The sequence below is a fragment of the Streptomyces sp. BA2 genome (genome assembly GCF_009769735.1).
Taxonomy (GTDB): domain Bacteria; phylum Actinomycetota; class Actinomycetes; order Streptomycetales; family Streptomycetaceae; genus Streptomyces.
On record NZ_WSRO01000002.1, the window covers coordinates 8,086,373 to 8,110,144 of the forward strand.

General features: G+C 70.2%; 24 protein-coding genes. 5 read left to right on the forward strand and 19 right to left on the reverse strand.

The window, feature by feature from the left end; genetic code table 11:
• Positions 1 to 45: 45 nt before the first annotated feature.
• Positions 46 to 705 (forward strand): DUF6629 family protein, encoded by a 660-nt coding sequence (locus tag E5671_RS38855; protein WP_160508916.1) that lies wholly within the window; start codon positions 46 to 48, stop codon positions 703 to 705.
• Here the strand turns inward: E5671_RS38855 and E5671_RS38860 are convergent.
• The 19 genes from E5671_RS38860 to E5671_RS38950 form a co-directional block, all read right to left on the reverse strand.
• Positions 647 to 2,443, reverse strand: coding sequence for an acyl-CoA dehydrogenase (locus E5671_RS38860; protein ID WP_160508917.1), 1,797 nt, complete (start codon positions 2,441 to 2,443; stop codon positions 647 to 649). The two genes, E5671_RS38855 and E5671_RS38860, sit on opposite strands and share 59 nt — an antisense overlap.
• 112 nt (positions 2,444 to 2,555) lie before the next feature.
• Positions 2,556 to 2,960, reverse strand: coding sequence for a GntR family transcriptional regulator (locus tag E5671_RS38865; RefSeq protein ID WP_160508918.1), 405 nt, complete (start codon positions 2,958 to 2,960; stop codon positions 2,556 to 2,558).
• 47 nt (positions 2,961 to 3,007) lie between these two features.
• On the reverse strand, positions 3,008 to 3,988 hold the full coding sequence (locus E5671_RS38870; protein WP_160508919.1) for an ABC transporter permease subunit: 981 nt from the start codon (positions 3,986 to 3,988) through the stop codon (positions 3,008 to 3,010).
• Complete coding sequence (locus E5671_RS38875; protein WP_160510695.1) at positions 3,985 to 4,935, reverse strand: ABC transporter ATP-binding protein; 951 nt, start codon at positions 4,933 to 4,935, stop codon at positions 3,985 to 3,987. The genes E5671_RS38870 and E5671_RS38875 overlap by 4 nt, the downstream gene beginning before the upstream one ends.
• A 127-nt stretch (positions 4,936 to 5,062) precedes the next feature.
• A complete protein-coding gene (locus E5671_RS38880) occupies positions 5,063 to 6,157 on the reverse strand; it encodes a mechanosensitive ion channel family protein (RefSeq protein ID WP_160510696.1) in 1,095 nt (364 codons plus the stop codon).
• A 183-nt stretch (positions 6,158 to 6,340) separates the two neighbouring features.
• Positions 6,341 to 7,153, reverse strand: coding sequence for an SAM-dependent methyltransferase (locus E5671_RS38885; RefSeq protein WP_160508920.1), 813 nt, complete (start codon positions 7,151 to 7,153; stop codon positions 6,341 to 6,343).
• An 81-nt stretch (positions 7,154 to 7,234) separates the two neighbouring features.
• On the reverse strand, positions 7,235 to 7,972 hold the full coding sequence (locus E5671_RS38890; RefSeq protein ID WP_160510697.1) for a maleate cis-trans isomerase family protein: 738 nt from the start codon (positions 7,970 to 7,972) through the stop codon (positions 7,235 to 7,237).
• Positions 7,973 to 8,052: 80 nt separating this feature from the next.
• Positions 8,053 to 8,565: a MarR family winged helix-turn-helix transcriptional regulator gene (locus E5671_RS38895; RefSeq protein WP_160508921.1), complete on the reverse strand. Its 513-nt coding sequence runs from the start codon at positions 8,563 to 8,565 to the stop codon at positions 8,053 to 8,055.
• A gap of 39 nt (positions 8,566 to 8,604) precedes the next feature.
• Positions 8,605 to 9,453: an alpha/beta fold hydrolase gene (locus tag E5671_RS38900; protein ID WP_160508922.1), complete on the reverse strand. Its 849-nt coding sequence runs from the start codon at positions 9,451 to 9,453 to the stop codon at positions 8,605 to 8,607.
• Positions 9,450 to 10,109, reverse strand: a complete 660-nt coding sequence (locus E5671_RS38905; protein WP_160508923.1) for an isochorismatase family protein — start codon at positions 10,107 to 10,109, stop codon at positions 9,450 to 9,452. The genes E5671_RS38900 and E5671_RS38905 overlap by 4 nt, the downstream gene beginning before the upstream one ends.
• On the reverse strand, positions 10,106 to 10,789 hold the full coding sequence (locus E5671_RS38910; protein WP_160508924.1) for an SRPBCC family protein: 684 nt from the start codon (positions 10,787 to 10,789) through the stop codon (positions 10,106 to 10,108). The genes E5671_RS38905 and E5671_RS38910 overlap by 4 nt, the downstream gene beginning before the upstream one ends.
• Positions 10,789 to 11,295 carry a (2Fe-2S)-binding protein gene (locus E5671_RS38915; protein ID WP_160508925.1) on the reverse strand — a complete coding sequence of 169 codons (507 nt, stop codon included), beginning with the start codon at positions 11,293 to 11,295 and terminating at the stop codon, positions 10,789 to 10,791. Before E5671_RS38915 ends, E5671_RS38910 begins: the two co-directional genes overlap by 1 nt.
• Positions 11,292 to 13,652: a xanthine dehydrogenase family protein molybdopterin-binding subunit gene (locus E5671_RS38920; protein WP_160508926.1), complete on the reverse strand. Its 2,361-nt coding sequence runs from the start codon at positions 13,650 to 13,652 to the stop codon at positions 11,292 to 11,294. Before E5671_RS38920 ends, E5671_RS38915 begins: the two co-directional genes overlap by 4 nt.
• Positions 13,649 to 13,798: a hypothetical protein gene (locus tag E5671_RS38925; protein ID WP_160508927.1), complete on the reverse strand. Its 150-nt coding sequence runs from the start codon at positions 13,796 to 13,798 to the stop codon at positions 13,649 to 13,651. Before E5671_RS38925 ends, E5671_RS38920 begins: the two co-directional genes overlap by 4 nt.
• A 288-nt stretch (positions 13,799 to 14,086) precedes the next feature.
• Complete coding sequence (locus E5671_RS38930) at positions 14,087 to 14,236, reverse strand: hypothetical protein (protein WP_160508928.1); 150 nt, start codon at positions 14,234 to 14,236, stop codon at positions 14,087 to 14,089.
• A 142-nt stretch (positions 14,237 to 14,378) separates the two neighbouring features.
• A complete protein-coding gene (locus tag E5671_RS38935; protein ID WP_160508929.1) occupies positions 14,379 to 15,227 on the reverse strand; it encodes an FAD binding domain-containing protein in 849 nt (282 codons plus the stop codon).
• An 82-nt stretch (positions 15,228 to 15,309) separates the two neighbouring features.
• The gene (locus E5671_RS38940; RefSeq protein WP_160508930.1) at positions 15,310 to 16,707 is read right to left on the reverse strand and encodes an MFS transporter; all 1,398 of its coding nucleotides are present in this window, start codon (positions 16,705 to 16,707) and stop codon (positions 15,310 to 15,312) included.
• A gap of 19 nt (positions 16,708 to 16,726) precedes the next feature.
• Entirely contained in the window at positions 16,727 to 17,998 is a 1,272-nt protein-coding gene (locus tag E5671_RS38945; protein WP_160508931.1) for an FAD-dependent monooxygenase, read from the reverse strand.
• 48 nt (positions 17,999 to 18,046) lie between these two features.
• Positions 18,047 to 19,078: a hypothetical protein gene (locus tag E5671_RS38950; RefSeq protein WP_160508932.1), complete on the reverse strand. Its 1,032-nt coding sequence runs from the start codon at positions 19,076 to 19,078 to the stop codon at positions 18,047 to 18,049.
• Positions 19,079 to 19,495: 417 nt separating this feature from the next.
• On the opposite strand from E5671_RS38950, the gene E5671_RS38955 reads away from it, so the two are divergent.
• Genes E5671_RS38955 through E5671_RS38970 form a run of 4 tightly spaced genes read left to right on the forward strand, consistent with a single transcriptional unit; the run spans position 19,496 to position 23,732 of the window.
• Entirely contained in the window at positions 19,496 to 20,632 is a 1,137-nt protein-coding gene (locus E5671_RS38955) for an ROK family transcriptional regulator (protein WP_336605975.1), read from the forward strand.
• A gap of 49 nt (positions 20,633 to 20,681) precedes the next feature.
• Positions 20,682 to 21,938, forward strand: a complete 1,257-nt coding sequence (locus E5671_RS38960; protein ID WP_160508934.1) for an ABC transporter substrate-binding protein — start codon at positions 20,682 to 20,684, stop codon at positions 21,936 to 21,938.
• Complete coding sequence (locus E5671_RS38965) at positions 21,935 to 22,882, forward strand: carbohydrate ABC transporter permease (protein WP_237330331.1); 948 nt, start codon at positions 21,935 to 21,937, stop codon at positions 22,880 to 22,882. Before E5671_RS38960 ends, E5671_RS38965 begins: the two co-directional genes overlap by 4 nt.
• Positions 22,875 to 23,732: a carbohydrate ABC transporter permease gene (locus E5671_RS38970; RefSeq protein ID WP_160508935.1), complete on the forward strand. Its 858-nt coding sequence runs from the start codon at positions 22,875 to 22,877 to the stop codon at positions 23,730 to 23,732. The genes E5671_RS38965 and E5671_RS38970 overlap by 8 nt, the downstream gene beginning before the upstream one ends.
• Positions 23,733 to 23,772 lie beyond the last annotated feature (40 nt).

The following is a 23,772-nucleotide window of genomic DNA, read 5'->3' on the forward strand; positions in this document are numbered from 1 at the left end:
CGCCCCGCCGGGCCCCCGGGCCGAGGCGGCCGTAGCGTGGCGGCCATGTGCTGGAGCGCGACGGCCGATCTCGTGGCGGGCGTGGGTGTCGCCGCCGTGGGGGTCGCGTGTGTGATCCGCGCGGCGCGCGGGCCACGTCCGCGCGATCTGCCGATGGCCGCGCTTCCGCTGCTGCTCGGAGCCCATCAGATCGTCGAGGCCGAGGTGTGGCGAGGCGACGGCGGCACGGGACCCGCCACCGTCGCCTGGGCCGTGATCGCCATGCCGCTGCTCGCGCTGTGGATGCCGGTGGCGGTGCTGTGCGCGGCCCCGCCGAGCGCACGCCGCCGTCTGCTGATCCCCCTCGCGGTGGGCATCGCGACGGCGGCGGTGCTCTCCTACTACCTGGCGACCCGCACCGTGACGGCCGAGATCCGCGGCCACACGGTCGGGTACGCACTCGGTCTGCCCCATACCGAGCTGATCGTCGCCGGATACCTGATCGCCACCGTCGGCTCCCTGCTCCTCTCCGGCGACCGGGGCCTCGTCCTCTTCGGCGTCCTGGTCGCCGTCGGGGCGGCGGTGTGCGTGCTGCTGTGGCGACGCGAGTACATCTCCACGTGGTGCGCGTTCGCGGCGGTGTGCTCGGTGGTCCTCTACTTCTGGGTCAGAAGGCGTTCTCGTCCAGTTCGAGCACGGTCCGGTCCAGGCTCTCCAGGAGCGTGAACTGGGCGTCCGTCTTGGGCAGTTCATGGCGGAAGAAGTAGCGGCAGGCGCCGCGCTTGCCCGCGTGGAAGTCCTCGGTGCCGGGCTCGGCCGCGAGCAGCTGCTCCAGCCACATCCAGGCGACGACCACATGCCCGACCGCTTCGAGGTAGACGCTCGCGTTGGCGAGGGCCGTCCGCGGGTCACCGGTCGACCAGAGCCGCCCGGTCGCGGTCACCACACGGCGTACGGACGCGTCGAGCGAGGCCGCGTACTCGGCCGCGTCCCCGCCTGCCTCCGACGCGCGGGCCGTCGTCCTCGCGATGCGCTCGCCGAGCAGCCGAAGGCCCGCACCGCCGTCCATGATCACCTTGCGGCCGAGCAGATCGAGGCCGTGGATGCCGTGCGTGCCCTCGTGGATGGGGTTGAGGCGGTTGTCGCGGTAGAACTGCTCGACGTTGTACTCGCGCGTGTAGCCGTAGCCGCCGTGCACCTGGATCGCCAGGTTGTTGGCCTCCAGACACCACTGCGAAGGCCAGCTCTTGGCGATGGGCGTGAGTACGTCGAGCAGCAGCTTGGCCTCGTCGCGCTCCTGCGGCGAGGCTCCGGTGTTCTGCTCGTCGAGCAGCCGCCCGCAGTACAGGTTGAGCGCCAACGCGCCCTCCACGTACGCCTTCTGGGCAAGGAGCATCCTGCGTACGTCGGCGTGCTCGATGATCGGGACCTGCGCCGACGCCGGGTCCTTCGCGGCGAGCGGACGGCCCTGCGGGCGGGTGCGCGCGTAGTCCAGGGCGTGCAGATAGCCGGTGTAGCCGAGGGCGGTGGCGCCCAGGCCCACGCCGATCCGGGCCTCGTTCATCATGTGGAACATGTACGCGAGACCGCGGTTGGCCTCCCCGATGAGGTGGCCGACCGCGCCGGGCTCGCCGCCGGGACGGTGGGCGCCCTCGCCGAAGTTGAGAAGGGTATTGGTCGTCCCCCGGTATCCCATCTTGTGGTTGAGGCCCGCGAGCACGACGTCGTTGCGCTCGCCGAGCGAGCCGTCGTCGCCGACGAGCACCTTCGGCACGATGAACAGCGAGAGCCCCTTCACACCGGGCGGACTGCCAGGAATCCGGGCGAGCACCAGGTGCACGATGTTCTCCGAGAGCTCGTGCTCGCCGCCGGAGATCCACATCTTGTTCCCGAAGAGGCGGTACGTCCCGTCGTCCCGCGCCTCGGCCCGCGTCCCCACATCGGCGAGCGACGAACCGGCCTGCGGCTCCGACAGGCACATCGTCCCCAGGAAGCGGCCCTCCACCATGGGGCGTACGTAGGTGTCGATCTGCTCCTTGGAGGCGTGCGCGAGGAGCAGGTTGGCGTTGCCCATGGTCAGGAAGGGGTACGCGGCCGTGCCGACGTTCGCCGCCTGGAACCACGCGAAGCACGCCTGCGCCACCACGGCGGGCAGCTGCCCGCCGCCGATCTCGTGGTCCATGGCGCTCGCCAGGAGCCCCGAGTCCCCGAAGACCCGCAGGGCCTCCTTGACCTCGGGGATGATGTGCACCCGCTCCCCGTCGAAGGTGGGCTCCTGGGCGTCGTTCTTCTTGTTGTGCGGGGCGAAGTGCCGCGTGGCGATCTGCTCGCTCAGCTCCAGGGCGGCGTCGAAGGTCTCGCGGGAGTGGTCCGCGTACCGCTCCCGGCCGGTGAGCGCGGGCACGTCGAGCCACTCGTACAGCAGGAAGTCGAGGTCACGACGGGACAGGAGCAGGGATGCCATGCGGATTCTCCATGCGGTGACGGCGGAACCGATCCCGGGGCAGGGAGCCCCGCACACCCGATACTAAGCGGTTGCTTATGGGGTTTGTCGAGTGCGGCCCGTGACGCGGGGCTCAGCCGATCGTGTCCCTCTGGAAGGTGGCCGTGTGCACCGCCTCGAACAGCGCCGTGACGTCCTGGCCCGTGAGCCCCGCCGACCGCGCCTGCTCCATCCACTCCGTCAGGGCGGTCTGCAGGGGAGAGTCGGGTCCCGCCTGGGGGCGGGCGAGTGAGCGGGTGATGAAGGTGCCCGCTCCCTGGCGGACCTCGGCGAGACCCGCGCGCTCCAGCTCGCGGTACGCCTTGAGCGTCGTGTTCGGGTTCACCTTGGTGGCCGCGGCGACCTGGGCCGCGGTGGGCAGCCGGTCGCCCTCCTCCAACGCGCCCATGCGCAGGGCCTGTTCGACCTGGCGCACGATCTGGAGGTACGTGGCCACACCGCTGCGCCGGTCGATGCGGAATTCGACCACTGTCCCCACTCTCTGCTCGTTTGCGGACACTTTACGTACTTACCCTCACCGGCGTCCTAGAGGGGCCGCCGCGAGGCCCACCACAGGACGAACACGGCCACGGCGGCGGTCGCGCCGAGCAGCAGGGCGGCGCCGGTCCACTGCATGCCCGGCATCTGGTCGTAGCCGAAGTACTCGACCATGTTGTTGACGATGCCGTGCTCCTTGATGCAGGCGTTGGAGGCCTTCTCGGTCGGCTCGGCGCACATGCCCCACCCGTAGAGCTGTCCGTCCGCGGTGCTGATCCAGCGGTCCGCCTCCACCACGCTGCTGCTGTTGACGAGAGCCGGCGTGTCGTCGTTCAGCGGCCAGGTGATCGTGCGCGGGGTGGCGAGACGGTCACGGAACATGTCCCAGGCCACCTGGACGGCCACGGAGAAGAAGAAGGTGGCCAGCATGGCGGGCAGCACCCTGCGCAGCAGCATGCCGATCGCGATGCCGCAGGTGGTGAGGAAGAGGGAGAGCGCCGTCAGCATGGGGCCCGTGTTGTCGAAGACCGAGCCCGAAAGCCATTCCGAGAGGAGCAGATCGCGGTAGGGCTCCCACCACCAGAAGAACAGTGTGGAGAGTACGAGGGTGGCCACCAGGACGAGCGAAAGGCACCAGGTCAGCTTGGCCGCGAGCCAGCGGCGGCGCGGCACGGACTGGGTGGTGGCCAGCTGTGCGGTGCCGTGTTCCTGGTCGCTCGCGATCAGCGGGGCGCCGAGGAAGACGCCGAGGATGACGGGCAGGGCGCCCAGGGCCTCGGCGATGTACTCGTAACTCTGCGGTGCCGTGTCCAGGCTGACGTCCTTGTCCGGCCAGCCCCTCCCGGCGAGCATGTCGGCCATCTCGCCGCGCTCGTAGATGATCGCGGCCGTGCCGAGCACGACCAGGGCGAGGATGATCCACGTCGTGGCGCGGTGCTGGCGCAGGACGAGCCAGGTCAGCCCGTGCAGCAGGCCCGGCTTCTTGACGGGCTGCCCCGTGCGCGGCTGCTCGGTCAGGGTGGTGCTCATGCGGCGGCGTTCCCTTCGGCCTCGATGCGTGCGTCGTGCGTGAACAGCGGCTCCGCGTCCGGCGTGCGGAGGTGGGCGAGCAGGACTTCCTCCAGGCTCGGCTCGGAGACCTCCCAGTCCGGGGCCAGCGGGCCGCGGGGCCGGATGAGGGCACGGAACTGGCGCCCCTGGGCCCGGAATTCGACCACCGTGTGCGGGGCGAGGTCCGCGGGCGGCGTTCCGTCGGGCGCGAGACCGGTCACCAGGGCGTGGGCCGGGACCAGCTCATCGGTGTCGCCCGCCATCCTGAGCCGGCCGTCCGCGATGACCAGGAGGTAGTCGCACATGTCCTCGAGCTCGGAGAGCATGTGGGAGGACATCACCACCGTGGTGCCGCGCTCGACGGCCTCGGACATCAGCAGGGAACTCATCTCGTCCCGGGCCAGCGGGTCCAGGTCGGCCATCGGCTCGTCGAGCAGCAGCAGGTCGGGCCGCTTGCCGAAGGCGAGCGCGAAGGCGACGCGGGTGCGCTGACCGCCGGAGAGGGTGCCGACCTTGGCGTTCATCGGGACATTGCCGGAGCGCACGATCCGCTCGGCGGCGGCCATGTCCCAGCCGGGATTGAGTTCGCTGCCCATGCGCAGCGTCTCGGCCACGGTGAACCGCTTGAACAGCGGCTTGTCCTGGGAGAGGAACGCGTAGCGAGGCATGGCGGCCGGGTCGTCCACCGGTACGCCGAAGATGCGCAGTTCGCCCTCGGTCGGCGTCACCAAGCGGGTGGCGAGCCCCAACAGGGTGCTCTTTCCCGCCCCGTTGGGCCCGACGAGACCGCAGATCCGCCCGGCGGGCAGCCGGAAGGAGCAGTCACGCAGCGCCCAGCCGCGACGATAGCGCTTGCCCAGGCCACGGGCCTCGAGCGCGATCGCGCTCAGGGGGCCGTGGGCCTCGGTGGGATCGGCAAGGGTCATGTCCACGCGCGCCTCTCTCGATTCCATTAAACAATTAATGGAATCATGATCTGCGCGGCGCATGCCTGTCAAACGCCTCGGGGGCGCTGTGGTGGTGTAGAGGCGTAGAGGTGTAGTGGCGCCGCCGTTACGGCGTCGGCTTCGCCGTCGGGGTGGTGGCCTCGCGCTGGTGCGGGATCAGGCCCGGTGGCAGTTCGCCCTGCTGGACGTTCACCGTTCTGACCGGGGCGGGGACCCGGATTCCCTCGGCGCGGTAGCGCTGGTGGAGCTGCTTGATGAACTCGTGCTTGATGCGGTACTGGTCGCTGAACTCGCCGACGCCCAGGATCACCGTGAAGCTGATCCTGGAGTCACCGAACGTGTGGAACCGCACGGCCGGTTCGTGATCGGGGAGTGCGCCGTCGACGTCCTTCATGACGTTCTCCACGACCTCGGTCGTGACGCGCTCGACCTGCTCCAGGTCGCTGTCGTAGCTGACGCCGACCTGGACCATGATCGACAGATCCTGCTCGGGGCGGCTGAAGTTGGTCATGTTGGTGCCCGCGAGCTGGGCGTTGGGGATGATGACGAGGTTGTTCGACAGCTGGCGCACCACCGTGTTGCGCCAGTTGATGTCGACGACGTAGCCCTCTTCGCCGCTGCTGAGCTTGATGTAGTCGCCCGGCTGCACCGTCTTCGCGGCGAGGATGTGGACGCCCGCGAAGAGGTTGGCCAGGGTGTCCTGGAGGGCCAGGGCCACCGCGAGGCCGCCCACGCCGAGCGCCGTGAGCAGCGGGGCTATGGAGACGCCGAGCGTCTGGAGCACGACGAGGAAACCCATCGCGAGCACGACGACACGGGTGATGTTGACGAAGATCGTCGCCGAGCCCGCGACGCCCGACCGGGACTGCGCGAGGGACTTCACCAGGGTGGTGACCACGCGGGCCGCCGTCAGGGTCGCCGCCAGGACGAGCAGGGCGGTCAGCGTCATCGTGACGTTGCGGCCGGTCCTGGGGGTGAGCGGGAGGGCCGCGGCGGCGACGGCCGCGCCCGCGGTGATCGCCGCGCAGGGGACCAGGGTGCGCACGGCGTCGACGATGACGTCATCGCCGCTCCACCGCGTCCTGCTGGCCCGTTCGCCCAGCCACCGCAGGATCATCCGCAGCAGCAGACCCGCCGCGATACCGGCGGCCACCGCGATACCGGCGGTGATCAGGTCGTGCCAAGTGAGGGCTCGCTCCATCAGTTCCTTCTCCAGGTTGTGCGGGCGCGCCGGACGTATGTTCGTGTCCGTCGTCGCGAGCGTCATCCTGCCCCATGGGTACGGCGCCGTCGCCGGGGGCCCGCACCAGCTTGCCCTCAACTCGCCGGGCACAGGTTGATATCCGACATCCCGCGCCGAATCACCTGACGTCCGGTCAGGAGGCTACGGCTTGCGGCCCACCCCCGCGTACAGCGGCACCGGTGTGCCGTTCCTGACCTCGTCGACGCCGAGCTCCGGATGCCAGTCGGGCAGCCACGCGATGCCGGGGCCGACCAGCTCCAGGCCCTCGAAGAACCGCTCCACCTCAGTGCGCGCCCGCGGCACGAGCGTGACGCCGCCCGCCTTGTACATCTCCACCGCCTGCCGCGTCCGCTCAGGATCGACGTCGCCCGCCATCTGGGACAGGACCAGGTGGCTGCCGGGCGCGAGGGCGGAGACGAGCCGCTCCACGACGTCGTAGGCGCCGTCGTCATCGCTGATGAAGTGCAGCAGCGCGATCAGGGAGAGGGCGATCGGCTGCGTGAAGTCCAGTACGCCCTCGGCCTGTTCGAGGATCTTGTCCGGCTCGCGCGCGTCCACCTGGAGGAACTCCGTCGCCCCCTCGGGCGTCCCCCGCAACAGCGCCTCCGCGTGCGCGAGGACGATCGGATCGTTGTCCACGTACACGACGCGCGCCTCGGGGGCGGCCGACTGGGCGATGCGGTGGAGGTTCGGCTCGGTGGGGATGCCGGTGCCGATGTCCAGGAACTGACGTATTCCCTCCTCTCCCGCGAGGCGGCGCGTGGCGCGCTGCATGAACCAACGGTTGTGCTGGGCGCAGTACTTGGTCTGCGGTTCGAGCGACACGATCTGCAGCCCGAGCTCCTCGTCCACCGGGTAGTTGTCCTTGCCGCCAAGGAACCAGTCGTAGACCCGGGCGGGGTGCGGCTTACTGGTGTCGATCGGGTGGGACAGGGGTGACGGGATCGCGGACATGCTTCAACTCCCATGGATGCGGCGGGCGTTCAGGCGGACGTCGGGTGCGTCCGGTCATCGTGCCCGCCCATCCCGCCCGGCTCAAGCGCCACTTGGGTCCCGCAGCAGACTGCCCGCGCCCGGCACATGCGGCGGCAGGCCCAGTTCGGTCAGGACGCGGTACGCCGTCGCGGTGGCCGCGGAGAGTACGGGCAGGCCCGCCGCGTCCTCCACGGCCTGGATCGACGCCAGCGAAGGCATCTGCACACAGGCGGAGAGGACAAGCGCGTCGGCGCGGCCCAGATCCACGCGACGCCAGTGCTCGCGCAGGTCGGCGGGGTCGAGCCGGGCGACCGCCAGATTGTCCGGCACCTCCAGGCTGAGCGCGTCCACGACCTCGATCCCGGTGTCCTCGATGTAGTCGGCGACAAGGCGCGTGAGCGGCTTCATGTACGGGGTGATGATCGCGACCCGCGCGGCGCCGAGCGCCTTGATGCCGTCGAGCAGAGCGCCCGCGCTGGAGATCACCGGCGCCTGCGCGCCCTCGGAGCGCAGGGCGGCGGTGATCTCGTCCTCCGCCGTGCAGTGGTGTCCTGGACCCTGCGCCATGATCGCGACGAGGCAGGCCGTGGCGACGACATCGGGCCTGGCGTCGGCGAGTTCGAGCGCCGCGCGCTCGGTCTGCGCGTTCATGGACTTGAGCTGCTCGGGCGTCACGTGCTTCATGCGCATCCGGCTGCTGTGGAAGACGAACCGGTCCCGCGGGGCCACGGACTCGCGGTCGCGCAGCATGCGCGGCAGCTCCGTCTCCATCGTCAGATTCGAGCTGGGCACGATCATGCCGATGTGGTGGTCGGTCGCGGTCGTCGCGGTCACTGCCACGGGATCCTCCGGATGTTCGCGTACGACTGCTCGTACGGCTATGTGTCCTCGGTCAGCCCCTCCCAGTGATCGGCGAGGGACGTCAGGAGATGCATGACTTCTTCGCGCCGCTCGGCGCCGAACGGCGCGAGGAGCCGTTCGTCGAGCTCGCGGGCGCGACGGTTCGAGTCACGGAGGGTGCGCTCACCCTCCTCGGTCAGATAGAGCAGCTTGCGGCGGCCGTCGTCGGCGGCCGTCCTGCGCAGGATCAGCCCGCGGTTCTCCAGGCGCCGTGCCACGTCCGCCATCGTCGACGTGTCCAGGGCCACCGCCGACGCCATCGACCGCTGGTCGTGGCCCGGCGAGGCGTCCACTGCCTGGAGGACGGCGAACTGCGGTCCGGTGAGCGTCGGGTCCACGGCGCGGATCCACACCGCGAGATACGCCTGGTACAGGCGCCGGACCTGGTATCCGGGCGCTGCCGTGAGGGCGGCGGGCGGCCCGGGCTGTCCTGACGCCGTAGCCATGGCCGGAGCCGGGGCAGGCGTCGTGGTGGAGGTTTCGTCAGCCATGGGGCCCACTTAAGCACGGGGGTTGATCGGTTCGGGCGGTCAGGTCAGCATCGGGCGCAGCGCCTCGCGGAGCGCGGAGAGAGCCGCCCGGGTGTTGTCCCAGAACAGCATGTGGCCCGCGTCCGGGATGCCCGCGAGGACGGCCGACGGGTGCAGCCGGGCGGCCTCGGCGGCGCCCGCCGCGGTGACGACGGGGCTGTCCGCGCCGTACAGGAGCGCCGTGGGCCCCGGCACCGAGGGCCACAGGGCGAAGAAGTCCTCGGTCTCGAAGCCGCGGTGCGTGGCCGCGATCGCCTCCGCGTCGCAGCTCGTGAGCCAGCGGGCCCGCAGCTCCTGCTCCCGGCGGGGCCAGCGCGGCCAGGAGAGGGCCACCTCGTCCGCGTCGGTACCGCGCCGGGCCTGCGCAAGCTGGTCGAGGAAGGCCTCCAGGGGCGTTGGGTAGGGCCCGCGGCCCGGCCCGCTCATCGGCGGGTCCCCGAGCACCGTGCCGCGCAGCGCCACCTTGCCGCGCACCGCGGTCACCGCGGCGATGCGCGCGCCCATGGAGTGCCCGAACAGGACGGGCCGGTCCAGACCGAGCCCCGTGACGACGGCTTCGACGTCCTCCGCGTACTCCTCCAGGGAGTAGGAGCCGCCGCCGTCCGACAGTCCGCGCCCCCGGACGTCGAGCACCAACGGGCTTACGACATCGGTCAGTTCCCGCGCCACGAAGTCCATCGTGACCGCGGGACTCGTGATGCCGGGCAGCACGAGCAGCGGGGTGCCCGTGCCCCCGTAATCGAGGACGTGCAGCCGGGTGGTGCCCGAACGGACCCAGCGGCCGGTGGCGGGGACGTCGGCCAGGTCGGCGACGGCGGACTGCGGCAGGCAGCGGTCGGGCGGGGTCATGCGTTCCTCCTGGCGTGCGCGAGGGTGCCGAGGTACTCGACTGCTTCTTTGAGGTCGATGACGTCGCCGTACTTGGCCTGGATGTCGAAGAGGCTCGCCTCGTGCGGTCCCGCGGCACGGTCGCCGACGCACGCGCGCGGCACGAGCACCGAGAACCCGCTCTGCACGGCGTCGACCGCCGTGGCCCGCACACAGCCGCTCGTCGTCGCCCCGCACACCAGGACCGTGTCGCAGCCGAGGCCGGTGAGCAGGGCGGCGAGCGAGGTCCCGTAGAACGCCGACGCGCCCTTCTTCAGCACCATCAAGTCCTGTGCTTCGTATGGCAGTCGGGGGTCGAGCGCGACCTCATCGCTGCCCTCGACCAGGGCTCGCATGCCCTGTGCCTTGTGCAGCCAGGTGACGGCGTCGCCCGCGGCCTCGGCGGGCGTGTAGGAGATCGCGGTGAAGACGACGGGCACGTCGGCCGGACGTCCGGCCTCGATCAGCTCACCGACCGCGCCCACCACGTCGGTCAGGTCCGCGCCCGAGGGGAAGCCATCCTCGGTGAAGCCGCGCGTGAGGTCGACGACCAGGATCGCGGGGCGGCTGCCCCTGCGCACGGGGGCACCGAATCCGGCTCGTTCGTAGGTACGTTCCGTATCCTGCCCGTAGTTCACGAGGCCCTCCTCGGCGCGCGCAGGGCCCGCAGCTCCCGCGCCTGTGCGCCGAGCCTGCCGAGCAGCCAGCCCTCGAAGAGACCGAAGGCGAAGGCGCCGGCGACGAGGCCGTACTTGGCGGCGGCCGGGCCGAGCAGCATGGAGAGGCCGTCGAGTTCGGCCTCCGCAGGGACAGCCGGGCGGGCAGCGTGGGGAGCCGTGGCGGGCACATCGGACGCAGGAGCGGCCGGTGCCCGATCCTGATCGAGCAGACTGCCGAGATTCTGCGCGAACTGCTGCAGGATCCGGTCGGACACCGTCGCGATGGCGCCCTTGCCGAACTGCGCGATCTTGCCGCGTATCACCAGATCCGTGGAGATCTTGAGCAGCGCGCCCTCGGCCGCCGCGAGCACTTCGAGCGCGACCTCCGCCTCCGCGTCGCCGCTCCCGTGGGTGTCGGCCCCGCGCGCCTGGACCCGCAGCCGCCGCCCCCGCGGGTCGACCTCCAGGAAGCGGACCGTGCCGGCGTACGCGGCGCTGATCGGTCCGACCTTGATCTTCACGGAGCCCTGCCAGGCGTCCCCGTCCAGCCCGTCGAGTGCGGCGCCCGGCATGCACGAGGCGACCCGCTCGACGTCGTTCATCAGGGCGAAGACCTCGTCCGGCGAGGCCTTGACCGGGACCGAGTTGGTGAGCTGCATCAGAACTCCTTGGGGCAGCGCCGGGCGACGGCGCACCCGTCGATCGCCTCGACGATGGTCTGGTAGCCGGTGCACCGGCAGAGGTTGGAGGCGACGACCTCGCGGATCTCGTCCTTGGTCGCCTCGGGCCGCTCGGCGAGGAACCCCTCGGCGAGCATCAGGAAGCCGGGGGTGCAGAAGCCGCACTGCAATCCGTGGTGCTCGCTGAACGACCGCTGCAGATCGCTCAGTTCGGGCCCGTCCGACAGTGACTCGACGGTACGGATCCGGGCGCCCTCCGCCTGCGCCGCGAACATCAGACACGCGCGCGTGGGCCGATCGTCGACCAGCACCGTGCAGGCACCGCAGATGCCGTGCTCGCAGCCGACGTGGGTGCCGGTCAGGCGCAGATCGTGCCGGAGCACGTCGACCAGGGTGCGGCGGGGTTCGGTGATCACTTCGTGCTGTTCGCCGTTGACGTCGAGGGTGAGCAGCAGGACATCGGTGGCGTTGCCGCTTTCGGTCATGAGGAGAGCTCCAGGTTCAGGGCGCGGTGCACCGTCTCCGGGGTGATGGGGGTGTGGTCGAGCTCGACGCCCGTGGGGCGCAGGGCGTCGTTGACGGCGTTGAGGACGGCGGCCGGCGCCCCGATGGTGCCGCCCTCACCCGCGCCCTTCGCGCCGGTCTCGGTGAACGCGCAGGGCGTCTCCAGGTGGTGGATCAGGACGTCGGGGATCTCGTGGGCCGTGGGCACCTTGTAGTCCATGAAGCTGGTCGCCGAAGGCTCGCCCTGGTCGTCGTACGTCACCTGCTCGAAGAGCGCGCCCGCGATGCCCTGGGCGATGCCGCCCCGGCACTGGCCCTCCACGACCTGCGGGTTGATCGCCACTCCGCAGTCCTCGACGCAGACGTACCGCAGGATCTCCACCTGCCCGGTGTTCTCGTGGAGTTCCACGACCACGCCATGGGTGGCGTTCGAGAACGTGCCGTCGTTGAAGACGTCGAAGGTGGCGGTGGCGCTCAGGCCCGGCTCGATGTCCTTGGGCAGCAAGTGCGCCTGGAGATAGGCGACATCGGCCAACTCCTCGTAGGTGAGGACGCGGCCGTCGCGGTGATGTGCGCCACCGCCCGCGAGCTCCACGTCGTCCCGCGCGGCGTCCCAGCGTGCCGCCGCGATCCGGCACAGCTTCTCGCCGAGTTTCGCCGCCGCGAGCCGCACCGCGCTGCCGCCCACCGTGATGGAGCGGCTCGCGAAGGTTCCCCAGCCGTAGGTGATGCGCTCGGTGTCACCCTGATGGAGCCTCACCTTGCCGATGTCCAGGCCCAGTTCGTCGGAGACGATCTGCGCCATCGTCGTCTCGTGGCTCTGGCCGTGGCTCATCGTGCCGGTGGTGACGGTCACCGCGCCGCTGGTGTCCATCCGGACCTCGGAGATGTCGAAGCCGGGGACGACCCGCATCTTGCGCTGGGCGAAGGCCGCGGAGCCGTATCCGGTGCGCTCGCTGAAGCAGGAGTATCCGATGCCGATGTGCCGCCCCTCCGCTGCCGCCGCCGAGCGCTTCTCGTACCAGCCCTCGTCCTTGACGAGCCGCTCGCACAGGTTCAGCGACTCCAGATAGGAGCCGGGGTCGTACGTGATGTTGTTGACGCCCGTGTACGGGAACTCCGTGATGACGTTGCGACGGCGGATCTCCACGGCGTCCAGGCCCAGTTCGCGGGCGGCACGCTCGAAGAGCCGCTCCACCACCATCACGTACTGCGGACGGCTCACTCCCCGATAGGGCGCGGTGGGAGCCTTGTTGGTGGTGACCGCCCGGCCGCGCACCCGATAGGCGGGCACCCTGTACACCCCCGGCATCTCCGCCGACGCCATCAGCGGCTCGATGCCCGCCGTGAACGGGTAGCAGGAGTAGGCACCCATGTCGCACACCACATCGGCGTCGAGCCCGAGGATCCTGCCATCGGCGTCGAAGGCCGCGCGCACCTCGTAGTGCTGCTCGCGGGCGAGGAACGACGCCGACAGGGCGTCCTTGCGGTCCTCGATCCACTTCACCGGCCTGCGCAGCCGCAGCGCGACGGCGGCCGCGGCGATCTCCTCGCGCCCGACGACGCACTTCTGGCCGAAGCCGCCGCCCATGTCGGGCACCACGACCCGCACCGCCCGTTCGTCCAGGCGCAGACAGCGGGACGCCACCGTCCTTACCTGGTGCGGGACTTGAGTGCACGTCTGGAGGACGAGCTGCTCCTCGCGGTCGTCCCAGTGGGCGACGACGCCGCGCGTCTCCAGGGGGAGGGCGTTTTGCCGGCCGGTCCGCGACTCCACATGGACGACACAGGCTGCGGCGTCGAAGATCTCGTCGATGCCGTCCGTGGCGAAGAGCGAGACGTCCACGAGGGTGTTGCGCGTGGCCTCCTCATGGACGAGAGGTGCGCCGGGCGCCAGGGCCGTCTGCTCGGAGGTGACGGGGGGAAGGGTGGCGTAGCCGACCTTGGCCGCTTCGAGCCCGTCCTCCACGGCGTAGGCGTCCCGTGCCACGACGATCGCGACGGGCTCCCCGACGTAGCGAACCCGGTCACGGGCAAGGACGGGCATCGCCGTAGGCACGAACTCCGAGAGCGGCCGCCCGAGTTCGGCGGTGATATCGGCCAGCTCCAGATCATCGGCCGTGAACGCAGCGACGACGCCCGGAACTTCACGCACCGCCGTCAGGTCGACCGACGTGATCTCGCCGTGCGCGACCGTGCTGCGCACGAACTGGGCGTGCAGCATGCCGGGCAGCGCGATGTCGTCGACGAACCGACCGCGCCCGGTGAGAAGCCGGGGATCCTCGCGCCGGGACACGGACCGCCCGACCAACTGCCCCTCCACCAGTGGCTGTTTCATCGGGTCATCGCCTCCTCGCAGGCACGTTGGGTTCCCCGCGTGATGGCGGGGGCGACGCCGCCGTGCGTGGCGTGTCCGCCGCGTGTCGGGCTGTGGGCGGCGACGGGAGGGCCGATCAGCTGGCCGTTCTGAACTGGCTGGTTCATCGGGCCTCCGCCTCCTTACAGGCACGTTGGGTTCTCCGCGTGATGGCGGGGGCGACGCCGCCGTGCGTGGCGTGTCCGCCGCGTGTCGGGCTGTGGGCGGCGACGGGAGGGCCGATCAGCTGGCCGTTCTGAACTGGCTGTTTCATCGGGACTCCGCCTCCTTACAGGCACGTTGGGTTCTCCGCGTGATGGCGGGGGCGACGCCGCCGAGCGTGGCGTGTCCGCCGCGTGTCGGGCTGTGGGCGGCGACGGGAGGGCCGATCAGCTGGCCTTCCTGCACTGGCTGTTTCATCGGGACTCCGCCTCCCTACCGGCACATTGGCTTCCCCGCGTGACGGCAGGGGCGACGCCGCCGAGCGTGGCGTGCCCGCCGCGTGTCGGGCTGTGGGCGGCAGCGAGAAGGCCGATCAGCTGCCCCTCCTTCAGTGGCTGGTTCATCGGGCCTCCGCCTCCTTACAGGCACGTTGGGTTCTCCGCGTGATGGCGGGGGCGACGCCGCCGTGCGTGGCGCGTCCGCCGCGTGTCGGGCTGTGGGCGGCAGCGAGAAGGCCGATCAGCTGGCCGTTCTGCACTGGCTGGGTCATCGCTTCATCGCCTCCTCGCACGCCCGCCTGACCAGCGTGCGGACTAGCTGTTTGCGGTAGTGCGTGCTGCCGGATGCGTCCGGTGGGGGATCGACGGCTGCCGACGCCGCGGCTGCGCACTCGGCGAAGGAGCCGCCGTCCGCGAGGACCGCTTCCGCCTCCGGCACCCGCACCACGGTGGCGGCGACCCCGCCGAGCGCGACGCGCCCGCCGTGTACCACGCCGCCCCCGACATCGAGGTCCACGACTGCGGAGACGAGCGCGAAGTCCCCTTTCCGCTCGGCGAATTCGGTCAGGGCGGCGTGCGGTGCCGGGCGCGGGAAGACGATCTCGACGAGGATCTCGTCGAAGTCGAGGGCGGTGGTGTAGTAGCCGAGGAAGAAGTCCCCCGCCGCGATCCTGCGCTCGCCGCGCGGCCCGCGGGCCACGAACTCGGCGTCGAGCGCCACCGCGAGCAGACACCACTCCGCGGTGGCGTCGGCGTGCGCGATGCTGCCGCCGACCGTGCCGCGCGTGCGGATCGGCAGGTGCCCGATCCACGGCATGGCATCGCGCAGCACCCCGAAGTCCGCCCCGAGCCGCCCCGCCGGGTCTCTCTCCACCGTGTGATGGGTGGTGAGCGCCCCTATGCGCAGCCCGCCCGCCGCATCCGTGCGCAGCCGGTCGAGTTCCCGCAGGCCGGCTATGTCGACCAGATGCCGGGGCCGGGCAAGACGGAAGTTCATCATCGCGACCAGGCTCTGGCCGCCGGCCACGACCTTGGCGTCGTCGCCCAGCTCGGCGAGCAGCCGCGTGGCGCCGTCGAGGTCGCGGGCCCGATGGTAGGCGAAGGGGGCGGGCTTCATGGTCCTCCTGTCGTACGTACGATGCGCGGGGTGCGGGGTGCGGGGCGTGCTCAGAGCGTCCGTGCGTCCGTGCGTCCTGGCGTCAGAGCGCCGCCTGCTCGGCTACCGGCACAGGAGCCACCGAAGCCGGGGGCCCCTCCTCGCCGTCCAGCTCCCGCCCCTTCGTCTCCGGCGCCGCCACCGCCATCCACACCACGGCGACGAGCACCGTCCCGCCGAGTACCGCGAACGTCAGCGGCAGCCCCAGCAAGGGCCACATCACCGAGCCGAAGAGCAGCGGCGCGAACCCGGTGAGCGCCCGGCTGACCGAAGAGGCCCAGCCGAAGCCGCTGGCCCGCAGGGGAGTGGGATAGAGCTCGGAGACGTACGCGTACAGGGCGGGGATGGCCAGCTGGGCGAGGAAGCCGAAGACGGCGATGGCCACGACCGAGCCCGTCGGCAGGTCCCGCACCAGTGCGAAAACCACCAGGGCGAGCGAGGCGACCGGCGCCGAGACGCCGATCAGCCACTTGCGGCCGACGAGGTCCACCAGGGCGGTGGAGACCAGGACGCCGACGATGCCGACGCCGCTCATCAGGGTGGTGCTCATGAACGCGGCCGTGTCGCCCTGGCCCTCCTCCTTGAGGATCGAGGGCATCCAGCTCAGCGCCGCGTAGTAGACGAGCATGATCGTGGCGAAGAGCAGCCAGGCGGCGGAGGTGATGCGCGGGCTGAAGCGCCAGATGCGGCGCAGCTGTTCGACGGCGGCAGCCACTCCGCGAGGCCCGTCGTCCGGTACCGGCTCGGGGATGACGTAGGGCTCCACGGGAGCGCCGGTCCGCCGGACCAGGTCGTCGATGACCTTCCGCGCCTCGGCCTCGCGGCCCTTCTTCGTCAGATAGATCGGCGACTCGGGGATGCCGCGCCGGGCCCAGAAGAGCAGGAGCGCGGGCAGCACCATCGTCGCGAGCATCCACCGCCAGTTGCCGTCGAGCGTCAGCATCGCCGTCGAGACGAGCCCGCAGAGGGTCACGCCCACCGGCCACCACGCGTCGAGCGCGGTCAGGATCCTGCCCCGGTATTTACGCGGCGAGAACTCTCCCACCAGGGCGTAGTCCACGGGGATGCAGCCGCCGAGCCCCACACCCGCGAGGAACCGCAGGGCGAGGAAGACCCAGTACGTCGGCGCGAGCGCCCCGAGCACCGAGAACAGGGCGAAGATCAGCAGCGTGACGCTGAACGCCTTCTTGCGGCCGATCCGGTCGGCGACCGCGCCCCAGGCGACGGCGCCCACGGCCATCCCCACCAGGTTCGCGGTGGCGACGAGCCCGCGCTCACTGAGCGAGAGGTCGAAGTGCTTGCCGAGGAGCGGCATGAGGAAGCCGTTCAAGGCGATGTCGTACGCGTCGAAGAGGTAGCCGAGGCCACCGATGATGAAGATCTTTCCCTGGACCGACCATCTCCAGGGAAGTTCCTGAACGATCTGATCGCCTGTTTTCACGTTCGCTCCAAAGGGGGGCTCAGCGTGTGAACTGGTAGGAGAACGCACCGAGATCGGGGTCGTTGAGCGGCGTGCCGCCCCACAGCCAGTCGTACGAGAGGTCCGACTCGCCGTCGAAGTCGCGGCGCAGCTTCTCGTCCCTGGCCCGCTGCTCGGGGCCGTCGGGGAAGTGGTAGAAGGTCTTGTTCTGCAGCGAGGCGTCCTGGACCATCCCGGCGTGCTTGGCGCGCCGGTCGACATAGCGGCGCAGCGCGCCCTCGATGCCGTCCGTCGTGACCGCGCCCAGTTCCTCGGCGAGCACGGCGGCGTCCTCCATGGCCTGCGAGGCGCCCTGCGCCTGGTAGGGGAGCATCGCGTGGCAGGCGTCGCCGAGCAGGGCGACCCGGCCGTCCTGCCACACGGGGTCGCGGCGCCGGTGGTAGAGCGCGAAGCAGGAGACGTCCTCCTTCGCCTTGGAGAGCATCGCGGGGACCCGGTCGTCCCAGCCGGGGAAGGCGTCGACGAGGTCCTGCGCGGTGGCGGCGACGGACCACTTCTCGGCGACCTCGTCCGTGCAGGGCACGCAGGCCACGATGTTGAGATACTCGCCGCCGCGGATCATGTAGTGCACGAGGTGCCGGTCGGGGCCGTACCAGATCGTGGACTGGTAGCGGTCCACCAGCCAGCGCGTCGCCGGATCGGCCGCGATCAACTCGCCCGGTATCAGGGCCCGGTAGGCCATCTCCCCGGAGAAGAGCAGGGTGTCGGGGGCGCCCATCAGGTCGCGCACCTGCGAGCGGATGCCGTCCGCGCCGATGACGACGTCGGACGCGTACCGCCGCCCGTCGTCCGTGATCGCCACCGGGCGCGCGGGGTCCGTGCGGTCGAGCTCGGCGACCTGGCTCGCGGTGTGCAGGGCGACGACCGGGCCAGGACCCGCCGGGTCGACGCAGGCGTCCATGAGTACGCGGTGCAGATCGGCCCGGTGATAGTGCCAGTACGGCGCGTTGAACTGTTCCTTGCAGCGGCGGCCCAGCGAGGTCAGACCGACGACGCTGCCGTCCTTCCAGCGCCGCCGCACCTGGTCGAGCGGCTCGGTGTGGATGGCTTCCAGCTGCCGGCGCAGCCCCAGGCCGAGCAGGACGCGGCTGGCGTTCGGCGCCGTCTGGATGCCCGCGCCCACCTCGCCGAGCTGCGGCGCCTGTTCGAGCACGGTGACCCGCAGACCGCGGTGCCGCAGGGCGAGGGCGGCGGTCAGGCCACCGAGTCCGCCTCCGACGACGGTGACTTCGTACGACTGGCTGGACGCCACGCTTCCTCCATCTTCCTGATGCGTACGTGCAGTTGACGCATGCGCCGGTCAGTGCTCGGTGAGACGGCCGCCCGTCACGACCTCGGTGCCGTCGACCCTGACGGTGCAGCCGCGCATGGCGATGTCGAGATGCGCGTACGACTCGCGTCCGAGGACGGGGTGCGGTCCGGTCGACCACAGGAAGTTTCCGGCGAAGGCGCGGGCGTCCATGCCCATCAGGTCGTCCTTGCCGTACATCGCGGTGGCGAACCAGTCGGCCGTACGCATCAGGCCCCAGCCCATGTGGGAGAGGCTGCGCGCCCACTGGTCGTCGGCGTCCTCGAAGAAGGTGGTGAGCAGCTCGGCCTCGGCGCCGCCCGACACCTTCTCGATCCGGCCGCCCGCGATCTGGAGGGTCACCGGCTGACGGACGTACTCCTTGAAGGGCAGCAGGATGTCGCCCTCGGCGAGCACGATCTGGCCGTCGGAGATCTCCGGCCAGCACAGCACCATGGTGCTCGGCCAGTGATCCCAGCGGCCCGGGTCGTCGGCGAAGCCGCACTGGAACTCGGGCTTGGAGCCCGCGAGTTGCACGGTCAGGTCCGTGCCCGCGTCCGAGGTGACCTTCATGACGGACGACCGCTTGAGCAGCTGGACGCCTTCGAGCACCTGGTCCTTGTCGGCCTCCTTGGGCAGATTGCGGATGAGGACGTCGGGTGCGTCGCAGACGAAGATGATGCGGGTGCCCGCCCGCAGGATCTCCTGCTGGACGGGCGCGTGGATGAAGCCCTCACGGGTGAGGTCGACGACCAGATCGGCCGACTTCAGCAGGTCCTGCGCGGTGGAGTCGTTGAGCACGGAGACGAGGCCGGGGCCCGCGCCGGTGTGGGTGCTCGGCATCGGGGCGGGGCTGCCGCCGGGGACGGTCGCGGCGATGACATGGGCGCCGCACGTCTTCGCGGCGCCGAACGCCGCCGCCACGTAGTCACCGCGGCTGCCGGGCTCGGAGAGGACGACGACGTGCTCGCCCTCGCGGAGCTTGCACAGTCGCAGTTCGCGGGTGAACGCGTCGAGCAGGTCGACGGACGAAAGATCGAACACGGGGGTTCCCTTCTTTCGGGCTTTCGGGCTGCCACGGGCTGCCGCAGGCATACGGGCAGCACGACTCCGGACACATCGTGCGAGGGGTATGGGGAGCTACGGGGTATGGGGAGCTATGGGGTGCTCAGGCAGGCCTGACTGGCCCGCCGTACAGGGTCTGAGCTGCGGTTACGAGGCGGTGGGTGACCGCTCGATGGAGATAATCCGAACACGTACTATCTCCGTTGGCAAGGGGTCGCGCACGGAGTTAACCCGGGTGTTTCCTGTTGGGTCATCAGGAGGTCATCAGGAGCGAGGGGTGGCGCGAAGGGGGTTCCCCGTCGGCCAGGGATATGCAAGTCTCCTCCCTAATCTCCGGGAGCAGCGGTCGATCCACTGGTCAACAGGGCTGCCCCCGCCTCGACATGGGGTGAAGAAGTGTTGCGGAACGGGACACGGGGGCACGATCTCGCCTCGCTGCGCCGGCTGAACACCACCGTCGTGCTGCGCGCCCTGCACCGCCGCAGCCCCCAGACGCTCGCGGAACTCGCCGCGGGCACGGGACTCTCCCGGCCCACCGTGGAAGCCGCCGTCGAGGAACTGACCGCGCACGGCTGGGCGGGGGAGGCCGAGCGTGACGGCGCCGAGCGCGCGCCGGGGCGCCCCGCCCGGCGGTTCCGGTTCCGCGTGGAGGCGGGCCGTGTCGTGGGCGCCGACATAGGCCTGCACAAAATGGTGCTGCTCCTCGCCGATCTCGGCGGCACGGTGCTCGCCGTGCGGCGCGAGGACATCGACCCGGAGCTGGGCGGGGCCCAGCGGCTCGACCTCCTGCGCAAGGGCCTCGAAGCCTTCCTCGACGCGCACTCCGTGCGGCGCGACGACATCCTCGCCCGCTGCGTGGGCGTCCCGGGCGTCGTCGACGCGGGCGGCACCATCACCTCCCACGTCATCCCCGAATGGTCCGGCGTCGACCTCGGGCGGCTCCTCGGCGACGGGGAGGCGGGGCACACCCTCGTCGAGAACGACGTGAACCTCGCCGTGCTCGCCGAGCGCTGGCAGGGCGCGGCCACCCTCGCGAGCGACGTCGTCTGCGTCCTGACCGGCCACCGCGTGGCGTGCAGCCTCACCATCGGCGGGCGGCTGCACCGGGGGCGGCGCGGCGGCGCGGGCGAACTCGGCCTGCTTCCACTGCTCGGCATGAACACCGCCCAGGACGCGCTCAGTTGGCGTGGCGACCGGCGCTCCGGCGAGTCCGAAGTGGCCGCCCTCGCCCGCGCGGCGGACGCGGCGGACCCACGAGCCCTCGCCGCCGTCGCGGACTTCGCCGACCGCATCTCGCCGGGCATCGCCGCCCTCGCCCTCGCCGTCGACCCGGAACTCGTGGTGCTCACCGGCGGCGCGACCCCGCTGGGCGGCCACCTGGTGCCGCTGATCGAGGACAGGCTGCGCCCGCTGACCCTGCACGTCCCGCGCATCGCGCTGAGCACGCTCGGCGAACAGGGCGTCGCGATCGGCGCCGTACGCAAGGCACTTGACCAGGTCGAATCCGATCTCCTGACGGATTCGGCGCTCTAGATCAGCTCCAGGACACCCGAAGGAAGACAGCCCGGAAGCGGAGGCGCTCATGCGTAGGAGGACTCTGCTGTACGGAGCGATGGCGGCGCCCCTGCTCGCCGCCTGCTCCGGCCAGAGTGACGACGGCAAGCAGAGCGGCGGCAGGACCACCCTCTCGTACGGGGTGTGGGACGTGGCCCAAGTGCCCGGTCTTCAGAAGGTGATCGACGCCTTCGAGAAGGAGAACCCCGGCATATCCGTGCGCATGGAGCTCACGCCCTGGTCGAGCTACTGGACCACCCTGAAGACCGCGATGCGCGGCGGCACGGCCCCGGACGTGTTCTGGATGAACGCGGTCAATCTCCAGCTGTACGCCTCCAGCGGCGTCCTGGAGCCCCTGAGCGGACACATCAAGAGCGACGCGACCCCCTTGGACCGCCACCCCGAGTCGCTCGCGAAGATCTACGCCTACCAGGGCACGCAGTACGGCATTCCCAAGGACTTCGACACCATCGGCCTCTGGTACAACAAGGCGCTCTTCGACAAGGCGGGCATCAAGTACCCGGACACGACGTGGACATGGGACGACGTGCGCGACGCCGCCGCCGAACTCACCAACCCACGGGAGCGCGTGCACGGCATGGCCGCCGAGATGGACCGTCAGGGCCAGCTCTACCCGGCCATCCACGGAGCGGGCGGCTACGTCCTCAAGGACGGGAAGTCCGGCTTCGGCGACGAGCGCTCCATCGAGGGCCTGCGCTACTGGACCGACATGATCGACCGCGGCTGGTCCCCGCCGCAGAGCGCGATGGTCGAGTCCAAGGCCCGCAACCGCTTCTGGTCGGAGAAGGCCGCCATGGTCTACGAGATATCCGCGTTCTCAGGGCAGTATTACGCCGTTCCCGCGATCAAGGACCACGCCGGCGTCACCGTCCTGCCCAAGGGCCGGGAGCGCGCCACGATCATCCACGGCCTCGCCAACGTCATCTCCGCCAAGAGCCGCAAGAAGGCGGCCGCCTGGGAGTTCGTCCACTTCATGGCGGGCCGCAAGGCCGCAGAGATCCAGGCGTCGGCGGGCGTCACCATCTCCTCGTACGAGGGGACGCAGGATGCCTGGTTCAAGTCGATGCCCGAGTTCGACCTGAAGCGCTTCGTCGACATGCTGGAGTACGCCGTCCCCTACCCCAGCTCGAAGAACACCGCGGTCTGGGAGAACCTTCAATACCCGCTCCTGGGCTCCGCGTTCAGCGGCAAGGGTGGCATCGAGAGCGCGGCCCGCACCCTGGGCGAGCAGATGGACCGAGCCCTGAAGGAGGAGCGCGCATGATGAGTGTCTTTCCCTCCACGGCGGCGGCGAAGAAGGCGAGCCGCGGCAGTCCCTCGGCCGCCGCCGCGCCGAAGTCCCGTGGCCAGCGCGCCGCCTATCTCTTCATCGCGCCGCTCGGCATCGGCTTCGCCGTCTTCTACTTCTGGCCGCTGCTCCAGACCTTCTACTACAGCTTCACCGAGTTCGGGGCGTTCGGTGGCCACACCTGGATCGGCACGGACAACTACGTGCGCGTCCTCAAGGACGTCACCGTGTGGCAGGCGCTCGGCAACACCCTGATCTACTGCGTCATCGGGCTGCTCGCCCTGCCGCTCGCGATCTTCGTGGCGGCGCTGCTCAACCGGCGCGGACTGCGCGGCGTTTCGGTCTACCGGGCCCTGTACTTCATCCCGTTCGTGACGCTGCCCGTCGCCGTCGGCCTCGTCTGGAACTGGCTCTACAACGGCGACTACGGACTGATCAACGAAGTCCTCGAATGGTTCGGCGCTGACCGCCGCTACTGGGTCTCCGACCCCTCGACCGCCGTGTACGCGATCGGCACCGTCATGGTCTGGTCGACCACCGGCTACTACTTGATCATCTTCATGGCGGGTATCAAGGGCATCCCGCAGGACTACTACGAAGCCGCCGAGCTGGACGGGGCGGGGCCGCTGCGCCGCTTCTTCACGATCACGCTCCCGCTGCTCAGCCCGACGATCTTCTTCGCGTCCATCATCTGCATGATCAACTCGCTGCAGACCTTCGACCTGATCTACATCATGATGGCCGAGAAGAACCCGGCGATCGGCGACACCCAGTCCGTGGTGAGCCTCTTCTACAAATGGGCCTTCGTCGAGAACGCCCAGGGCGCCGCAGCCGCGCTCGCCTTCCTGCTCATGCTGATCATCGCGGCGCTGACGCTGGTGCAGTTCAGGCTGCAGAAGAGGTGGGTGCACTATGCGTGAGTCCTCGCCCCGTCGGCGTATCAACGCCCGTCGTATCAACGCCGGTTCGGTCGCCACCCACGCGGCGCTCTCGCTCGGCGCCCTGGTGATGGTCTTCCCCTTCCTGTGGCAGCTGCTCACCGCGGCCAAGTCTCTCGCCGAGACGGCCAAGGTGCCTCCGACGTTCCTGCCCGACACCTGGAACTGGTCGAGTTTCGAGGAGGTCTTCACCGCGCTGCCGTTCCGGGACATGCTGTTCAACAGCGTCTTCAACACCGTGGGGCGCACGGTCGGACAGCTGGTGTTCTGCTCCCTCGCCGCCTACGCCTTCGCGCGCATGCAATTCCGGGGCCGTAACGTCCTGTTCGCGCTGTTCCTCTCCGTGCTGATGGTGCCCAGTTCGCTGCTCGTCCTGCCGCAGTACGACATCATCCAGCGGCTCGGCCTGCTCAACTCGGCGCCCGCGCTGTTCCTGCCGGGCATGTTCAGCGCGTTCGGGACCTTCATGCTGCGCCAGTTCTTCCTCACGCTCCCCAAGGAGCTTGAGGAGGCCGCGCGGATCGACGGCGCGGGTTCGTTCCGCATCTTCTGGTCGATCATGCTGCCGCTGGTGCGGCCCGCGCTCGCCGCGCTCGCCGTCATCACCGCGATGTGGTCGTGGAACGACCTCCTGTGGCCGCTGATCGTCAACACCGACCCGCAGAAGATGCCCATCAGCGCCGGACTGACCTCACTGGAGGGCCAGTTCGAGACCAACTACCCCGTGATGATGGCCGGTTCGCTCATCGCGAGCCTGCCCATGCTCATCGTCTACGTCTTCCTGCAACGGCACTTCGTGCAGAGCGTCGCCCTCTCCGGCTCCAAGAGCTGACCCCCCCTTTTTTTCAGGAACCAGGACAGGAACCAGGAAA

Excerpts from the sequence above, each read along its gene's own strand:
- E5671_RS38855 (WP_160508916.1), top strand. The coding sequence starts at position 46 with ATGTGCTGGAGCGCGACGGCCGATCTCGTGGCGGGCGTGGGTGTCGCC.
- E5671_RS38860 (WP_160508917.1), bottom strand. The coding sequence starts at position 2,443 with ATGGCATCCCTGCTCCTGTCCCGTCGTGACCTCGACTTCCTGCTGTAC.
- E5671_RS38870 (WP_160508919.1), bottom strand. The coding sequence starts at position 3,988 with ATGAGCACCACCCTGACCGAGCAGCCGCGCACGGGGCAGCCCGTCAAG.
- E5671_RS38875 (WP_160510695.1), bottom strand. The coding sequence starts at position 4,935 with ATGACCCTTGCCGATCCCACCGAGGCCCACGGCCCCCTGAGCGCGATC.
- E5671_RS38880 (WP_160510696.1), bottom strand. The coding sequence starts at position 6,157 with ATGGAGCGAGCCCTCACTTGGCACGACCTGATCACCGCCGGTATCGCG.
- E5671_RS38885 (WP_160508920.1), bottom strand. The coding sequence starts at position 7,153 with ATGTCCGCGATCCCGTCACCCCTGTCCCACCCGATCGACACCAGTAAG.
- E5671_RS38890 (WP_160510697.1), bottom strand. The coding sequence starts at position 7,972 with ATGATCGTGCCCAGCTCGAATCTGACGATGGAGACGGAGCTGCCGCGC.
- E5671_RS38895 (WP_160508921.1), bottom strand. The coding sequence starts at position 8,565 with ATGGCTGACGAAACCTCCACCACGACGCCTGCCCCGGCTCCGGCCATG.
- E5671_RS38900 (WP_160508922.1), bottom strand. The coding sequence starts at position 9,453 with ATGACCCCGCCCGACCGCTGCCTGCCGCAGTCCGCCGTCGCCGACCTG.
- E5671_RS38910 (WP_160508924.1), bottom strand. The coding sequence starts at position 10,789 with ATGCAGCTCACCAACTCGGTCCCGGTCAAGGCCTCGCCGGACGAGGTC.
- E5671_RS38915 (WP_160508925.1), bottom strand. The coding sequence starts at position 11,295 with ATGACCGAAAGCGGCAACGCCACCGATGTCCTGCTGCTCACCCTCGAC.
- E5671_RS38920 (WP_160508926.1), bottom strand. The coding sequence starts at position 13,652 with ATGAAACAGCCACTGGTGGAGGGGCAGTTGGTCGGGCGGTCCGTGTCC.
- E5671_RS38925 (WP_160508927.1), bottom strand. The coding sequence starts at position 13,798 with ATGAACCAGCCAGTTCAGAACGGCCAGCTGATCGGCCCTCCCGTCGCC.
- E5671_RS38930 (WP_160508928.1), bottom strand. The coding sequence starts at position 14,236 with ATGAACCAGCCACTGAAGGAGGGGCAGCTGATCGGCCTTCTCGCTGCC.
- E5671_RS38935 (WP_160508929.1), bottom strand. The coding sequence starts at position 15,227 with ATGAAGCCCGCCCCCTTCGCCTACCATCGGGCCCGCGACCTCGACGGC.
- E5671_RS38960 (WP_160508934.1), top strand. The coding sequence starts at position 20,682 with ATGCGTAGGAGGACTCTGCTGTACGGAGCGATGGCGGCGCCCCTGCTC.
- E5671_RS38965 (WP_237330331.1), top strand. The coding sequence starts at position 21,935 with ATGATGAGTGTCTTTCCCTCCACGGCGGCGGCGAAGAAGGCGAGCCGC.
- E5671_RS38970 (WP_160508935.1), top strand. The coding sequence starts at position 22,875 with ATGCGTGAGTCCTCGCCCCGTCGGCGTATCAACGCCCGTCGTATCAAC.